Annotated in this window: 1 protein-coding gene and 3 rRNA genes; 1 reads left to right on the top strand and 3 read right to left on the bottom strand. The window is 55.9% G+C overall.

All coding sequences use genetic code 11. The annotated features are described in order from the left end of the window. On the top strand, positions 1–204 hold a 204-nt coding region (locus tag K728_RS22400; RefSeq protein WP_443110989.1), incomplete at its 5' end, for an ATP-binding protein. A gap of 1,036 nt (positions 205–1,240) precedes the next feature. Here K728_RS22400 and rrf read toward each other — a convergent pair. The 3 genes from rrf to K728_RS0113885 all read right to left on the bottom strand — a co-directional run bounded on the left by rrf (position 1,241) and on the right by K728_RS0113885 (position 6,787). Next, positions 1,241–1,357: ribosomal RNA gene (gene rrf, locus K728_RS0113895) — 5S ribosomal RNA — on the bottom strand. A gap of 207 nt (positions 1,358–1,564) precedes the next feature. Further along, a 23S ribosomal RNA gene (locus K728_RS0113890) occupies positions 1,565–4,729 on the bottom strand. Positions 4,730–5,260: 531 nt separating this feature from the next. Next, positions 5,261–6,787: ribosomal RNA gene (locus tag K728_RS0113885) — 16S ribosomal RNA — on the bottom strand. Together the 16S, 23S and 5S rRNA genes form the textbook arrangement of a ribosomal RNA operon. Positions 6,788–6,967: the final 180 nt, after the last annotated feature.

Below are 6,967 nucleotides of genomic sequence, written 5' to 3'. Positions count from 1 at the left end.
CTCGTCGATGCCGCCTACGAAAAACGATCGATCGCGGTTTCCTCGAACTTGCATCCCGCCGGCTTCGACGAGCTTATGCCCAAAACACTCGCCACCGCGACCGTTGACAGGCTGCTGCACCACGCGCACGTCTGCCAAACCTCAGGGGAATCGATCCGCCTCAGCCAGGCCCTGGCTGGAAAAGGAGTCACATCAATGAACTGAACGAGTTCCGCACATGGCCATCGCCACCGAACACCTGGTGGGCAGATCTGGTGGCCATGAGTGGGCAGTTTTCATGGCCACCAGCGGGCACTTCTGCTGGCCGCCCATGGGCACAAACTATTGGCCATTGACACCCCTGGGCAGGTAGCAATCAGTCGGTGTCTCCCCTCTGACCGATCGCTGCATTGGTGACGGTCGGAAATTGAGCCGTCACCGCGGTACCCAGGAAGGTCCCGCGGATGAGAATCTGAGGGAGGGCCATCCGGCCCCCGGGGCCCAGTCCCCGGGGCCCAGTCCCCGGCGCCCTGCCACCAGTCCCCTGCCACCCGCCCCCAGACCGACAACTCGCGCAAAGGTGCTGGCAGATCTTCCGCCCAACCTGGGCAACGTTGAGACCATCGGCTAACCATCGCGGATCACAAGGACACAGATCACGTCCTGCAACGAAGGACTCCACCGAGGTAGGCATCTAAGGAAAGGCGACCGGCTACAGGAACAGCAAAATGAGCTTCCGCGCCTGGCTGCCGCGTATTTGGCACGAGAGACTTATTGCCGGTGCAAACCCAGCTGGTCACTGACCAAAACATTGCCGATGCGTATCTGGTCAGTTCAACGCTGGAGACCCACGCTGATGATCCGGGGTACAGGTACCGGCCTATCACCGACAAGCTCCCAGGCGAACTACCGCAGCGGGGAAGAACGGGGTCCAACTGTCGAGTCGAGACCACCGAATCTGGTCCATGTTTTCACGGCAGTGTTTTCACGGATGCGGACCCTGCCCCCGGTCCTGAACCGCCGGTGCCGGCTAGCAGTCTCCGCATTGGAAAGCACCATGCACCCACGCAGCCATCCGGAACGGAGGTGCATGCAGATCGTGGACGCCACGACTGGTTGAATCGGACCACTTCCGTTCCCGGACTTCCGTCGAATCGCTGAGACGCCACTGGCTCACCAGGTCGATGGTGTGGGGTGTTTGGGGTGTGGTGGGTTAAGTGCGAAAGGCCCCACCGGTGGTGGGGCCTTTCGTCTAATGGTTGTCCGGCGGTGTCCTACTCTCCCACACTCTCTCGGGTGCAGTACCATCGGCGCTGTGGGTCTTAGCTTCCGGGTTCGGAATGGGACCGGGCGTTTCCCCCACGCTGTGACCGCCGTAACCCTTTTACCCGTTCCCCTGCACTGGCTGTGTGAGCCGTGTGGGGTGGGAAGTTTTTTTGGTTACAACTTGAACAGTATATACCTGTATTGTGTTGTGTTTTTTGGTTCCTGTTGTTGGTTGGGAACCGCATAGTGGACGAAAGCAGCATATCTTTACACCATCCTTGGTGTGAACGTCTTTTGATGCCGTTCACGGGTGGTGTGTGTGGTGTAAGTTATCGGCTTATTAGTACCGGTCAGCTTCACAAGTCGTTAGTCCTTGCTTCCACGTCCGGCCTATCAACCCAGTGGTCTGGCTGGGGGCCTCTCACACAAATGTGTATGGAAATCTCATCTCGAAGCAGGCTTCCCGCTTAGATGCTTTCAGCGGTTATCCCATCCGAACGTAGCTAATCAGCGGTGCACTTGGCAGTACAACTGACACACCAGAGGTTCGTCCGTCCCGGTCCTCTCGTACTAAGGACAGCCCTTCTCAAATTTCCTGCGCGCGCAGCGGATAGGGACCGAACTGTCTCACGACGTTCTAAACCCAGCTCGCGTACCGCTTTAATGGGCGAACAGCCCAACCCTTGGGACCTACTCCAGCCCCAGGATGCGACGAGCCGACATCGAGGTGCCAAACCATGCCGTCGATATGGACTCTTGGGCAAGATCAGCCTGTTATCCCCGAGGTACCTTTTATCCGTTGAGCGACGGCCATTCCACAATGTACCGCCGGATCACTAGTCCCGACTTTCGTCCCTGCTTGAGATGTCTCTCTCACAGTCAAGCTCCCTTGTGCACTTACACTCGACACCTGATTGCCAACCAGGCTGAGGGAACCTTTGGGCGCCTCCGTTACTTTTTAGGAGGCAACCGCCCCAGTTAAACTACCCATCAGGCACTGTCCCTGACCCGGATTACGGGCCGAAGTTAGATATCCAGTATGACCAGAGTGGTATTTCAACGATGACTCCCCCTGAACTAGCGTCCAGGGTTCACAGTCTCCCACCTATCCTACACAAGCCACACCGAACACCAATACCAAACTATAGTGAAGGTCTCGGGGTCTTTCCGTCCTGCTGCGCGTAACGAGCATCTTTACTCGTAGTGCAATTTCGCCGAGCTTATGGTTGAGACAGCGGGGAAGTCGTTACTCCATTCGTGCAGGTCGGAACTTACCCGACAAGGAATTTCGCTACCTTAGGATGGTTATAGTTACCACCGCCGTTTACTGGGGCTTAAATTCCCAGCTTCGCACCCCGAAGGGCACTAACCGGTCCTCTTAACCTTCCAGCACCGGGCAGGAGTCAGTCCGTATACATCGTCTTGCGACTTCGCACGGACCTGTGTTTTTAGTAAACAGTCGCTTCCCCCTGGTCTCTGCGGCCCCACAACGCTCACAACAGCAAGTGTTGGTCACGGGTGAGGCCCCCCTTCTCCCGAAGTTACGGGGGCATTTTGCCGAGTTCCTTAACCATAATTCTCTCGATCGCCTTAGTATTCTCTACCTGATCACCTGTGTCGGTTTGGGGTACGGGCGGCTAAAACCTCGCGCCGATGCTTTTCTAGGCAGCATAGGATCACCGGATCCCCGCATAACGGGGCCCATCGGGTCTCAGAGACGGTATCAAAACCAGGACCACGGATTTGCCTATGGTCCCTCCTACATCCTTAGACCGGGGCAACCATCGCCCGGCCCGGCTACCTTCCTGCGTCACACCTGTTAATACGCTTACCTCCCAGGATCAGGTCCCGCGCTCCACCAAAAACCACGTCACCCCGAAGGGTGGGCGGTCAGGTATTGGGCGGTTAGTATCCCCTGCTCAGTATGGGCGGTTTTTCGCCGGTACGGGAATATCAACCCGTTGTCCATCGACTACGCCTGTCGGCCTCGCCTTAGGTCCCGACTTACCCAGGGCAGATTAGCTTGACCCTGGAACCCTTGATCATTCGGCGGACGGGTTTCTCACCCGTCTTTCGCTACTCATGCCTGCATTCTCACTCGTGTAGGCTCCACCGCTGGTTTACACCGCGACTTCACCGCCCACACGACGCTCCCCTACCACTCCAGACGCCTGAACTCAGGAGAACAAGTCTCCGGCTTAGCTAATATCTGAAATCCACAACTTCGGCGGTGTACTTGAGCCCCGCTACATTGTCGGCGCGGAATCACTTGACCAGTGAGCTATTACGCACTCTTTCAAGGATGGCTGCTTCTAAGCCAACCTCCTGGTTGTCTTCGCAACTCCACATCCTTTCCCACTTAGCACACGCTTAGGGGCCTTAGTTGGTGGTCTGGGCTGTTTCCCTCTCGACTATGAAGCTTATCCCCCACAGTCTCACTGCTGCGCTCTCACTTACCGGCATTCGGAGTTTGGCTGACGTCAGTAACCTTGTAGGGCCCATTAGCCATCCAGTAGCTCTACCTCCGGTAAGAAACACGCAACGCTGCACCTAAATGCATTTCGGGGAGAACCAGCTATCACGAAGTTTGATTGGCCTTTCACCCCTACCCACAGCTCATCCCCTCCATTTTCAACTGAAGTGGGTTCGGTCCTCCACGACGTCTTACCGTCGCTTCAACCTGGCCATGGGTAGATCACTTCGCTTCGGGTCTAGATCACGCCACTCACTCGCCCTATTCAGACTCGCTTTCGCTACGGCTTCCCCACACGGGTTAACCTCGCGACGTAACACTAACTCGCAGGCTCATTCTTCAAAAGGCACGCCATCACACCACCACCCCCGAAAGGATGGCAACGCTCTGACGGATTGTAGGCACACGGTTTCAGGTACTGTTTCACTCCCCTCCCGGGGTACTTTTCACCTTTCCCTCACGGTACTTGTCCGCTATCGGTCATCAAGGAGTATTTAGGCTTACCAGGTGGTCCTGGCAGATTCGCACGGGATTTCTCGGGCCCCGTACTACTTGGGATACTCTCCAAACGGCAGCACGCATTACGGTTACGGGACTTACACCCTCTCCGGCCGGCCTTTCAAGACCGTTCACCTATACGCCTGCACTCATTTCACTGATCCGGCAGAATCAGAACGGAAAGTCCCGCAACCCCAGTGATGCAACGCCCGCCGGCTATCACACACCACTGGTTTAGCCTCATCCGCGTTCGCTCGCCACTACTAACGGAATCACTATTGTTTTCTCTTCCTGTGGGTACTGAGATGTTTCACTTCCCCACGTTCCCTCCACGCACCCTATGTGTTCAGATGCGGGTCACCCGGTCCATCGCTGGCCAGGCGGGGTTTCCCCATTCGGAAATCCTGGGCTCACAGTCCGGTTATCGACTCCCCCAGGCTTATCGCAGATTCCCACGTCCTTCTTCGGCTCTTGATGCCAAGGCATCCACCGTGTGCCCTTAAAAACTTGACCACAAAAGATCAAAAAACATATCGAGAAAACCATGGCATCAAACTAAAAGTCTGAAACCAAGATTTTTTGAAATTGCTTCTTATTTTTAAGATGCTCTCGTCCACTATGCAGTTCTCAACCAACAACCCCACACCACCAACCAAAACCCCCAAACACGAGGATCCCGCTGCCATGGCAGGGAAAAACCAGAAACCCCAGCACCCCAACCCCCACAAACAACACCCCACCAACCCGACACGCCACAACGACGCACCAAACCAGCAGAACACTTGTCCACGACAATCAGAGCCCTGTTATTTCAGGACCCAACAGTGTGCCATACGATAACCCAATCACCACCAACCAGAACCATTTCCACACCACCAAAAGGCGATCGTACTCTGCAACCAGCCAGCGCCACCAGGCACCTATCCATTGATATTCCACCCTTGAGCAGCCCACCGCGGAACAAACGCCCGCGCAATAGGCCATACTCCTACGAACCCCACACCAACCACACAGGATCGGCGCGTCATTCGAGGTGCTCCTTAGAAAGGAGGTGATCCAGCCGCACCTTCCGGTACGGCTACCTTGTTACGACTTAGTCCCAATCGCCGGTCCCACCTTCGACAGCTCCCTCCCCACAAGGGGGTTAGGCCACCGGCTTCGGGTGTTACCAACTTTCGTGACTTGACGGGCGGTGTGTACAAGGCCCGGGAACGTATTCACCGCAGCGTTGCTGATCTGCGATTACTAGCGACTCCGACTTCATGAGGTCGAGTTGCAGACCTCAATCCGAACTGAGACCGGCTTTTTGGGATTAGCTCCACCTCACAGTATCGCAACCCTTTGTACCGGCCATTGTAGCATGCGTGAAGCCCAAGACATAAGGGGCATGATGATTTGACGTCGTCCCCACCTTCCTCCGAGTTGACCCCGGCAGTCTCCTATGAGTCCCCGCCATAACGCGCTGGCAACATAGAACGAGGGTTGCGCTCGTTGCGGGACTTAACCCAACATCTCACGACACGAGCTGACGACAACCATGCACCACCTGTAAACCGGCCGCAAGCGGCCAACACATCTCTGCGCTGTTCCAGTTCATGTCAAGCCTTGGTAAGGTTCTTCGCGTTGCATCGAATTAATCCGCATGCTCCGCCGCTTGTGCGGGCCCCCGTCAATTCCTTTGAGTTTTAGCCTTGCGGCCGTACTCCCCAGGCGGGGCACTTAATGCGTTAGCTACGGCGCGGAAAACGTGGAATGTCCCCCACACCTAGTGCCCAACGTTTACGGCATGGACTACCAGGGTATCTAATCCTGTTCGCTCCCCATGCTTTCGCTCCTCAGCGTCAGTTAATGCCCAGAGACCTGCCTTCGCCATCGGTGTTCCTCCTGATATCTGCGCATTTCACCGCTACACCAGGAATTCCAGTCTCCCCTACATCACTCTAGTCTGCCCGTACCCACCGCAGATCCGGAGTTAAGCCCCGGACTTTCACGGCAGACGCGACAAACCGCCTACGAGCTCTTTACGCCCAATAATTCCGGATAACGCTTGCGCCCTACGTATTACCGCGGCTGCTGGCACGTAGTTAGCCGGCGCTTCTTCTGCAGGTACCGTCACTTTCGCTTCTTCCCTACTGAAAGAGGTTTACAACCCGAAGGCCTTCATCCCCCACGCGGCGTCGCTGCATCAGGCTTGCGCCCATTGTGCAATATTCCCCACTGCTGCCTCCCGTAGGAGTCTGGGCCGTGTCTCAGTCCCAGTGTGGCCGTCCACCCTCTCAGGCCGGCTACCCGTCGTCGCCTTGGTAGGCCATTACCCCACCAACAAGCTGATAGGCCGCGAGTCCATCCAAAACCGCAATAAAGCTTTCCACCAACATGGCATGCGCCAGAAGGTCATATCCAGTATTAGACCCGGTTTCCCAGGCTTATCCCAGAGTCAAGGGCAGGTTACTCACGTGTTACTCACCCGTTCGCCACTAATCCCCCAGCAAGCTGGGATCATCGTTCGACTTGCATGTGTTAAGCACGCCGCCAGCGTTCATCCTGAGCCAGGATCAAACTCTCCGTAAATGCATTACAGACACGCACCCACCACCAGGAAAAACCAGTAAACAGGCACGCGCAAAATTCGAAACCAGCCAAAAACAACCACACAACACCACGGGGTGGCATCATGCAGCCAAATTCAACCAATCAATAAAACAATCGGTATCAACAAACATGGCACACTATTGAGTTCTCAAACAACAG

Source organism: Arthrobacter sp. CAL618 (assembly GCF_000468215.1).
In the GTDB taxonomy this organism is placed as follows: Bacteria; Actinomycetota; Actinomycetes; order Actinomycetales; family Micrococcaceae; genus Arthrobacter_D.
Note: the sequence above shows the minus strand (reverse complement) of the source record. Positions and strands in the feature narration are given on the sequence as shown.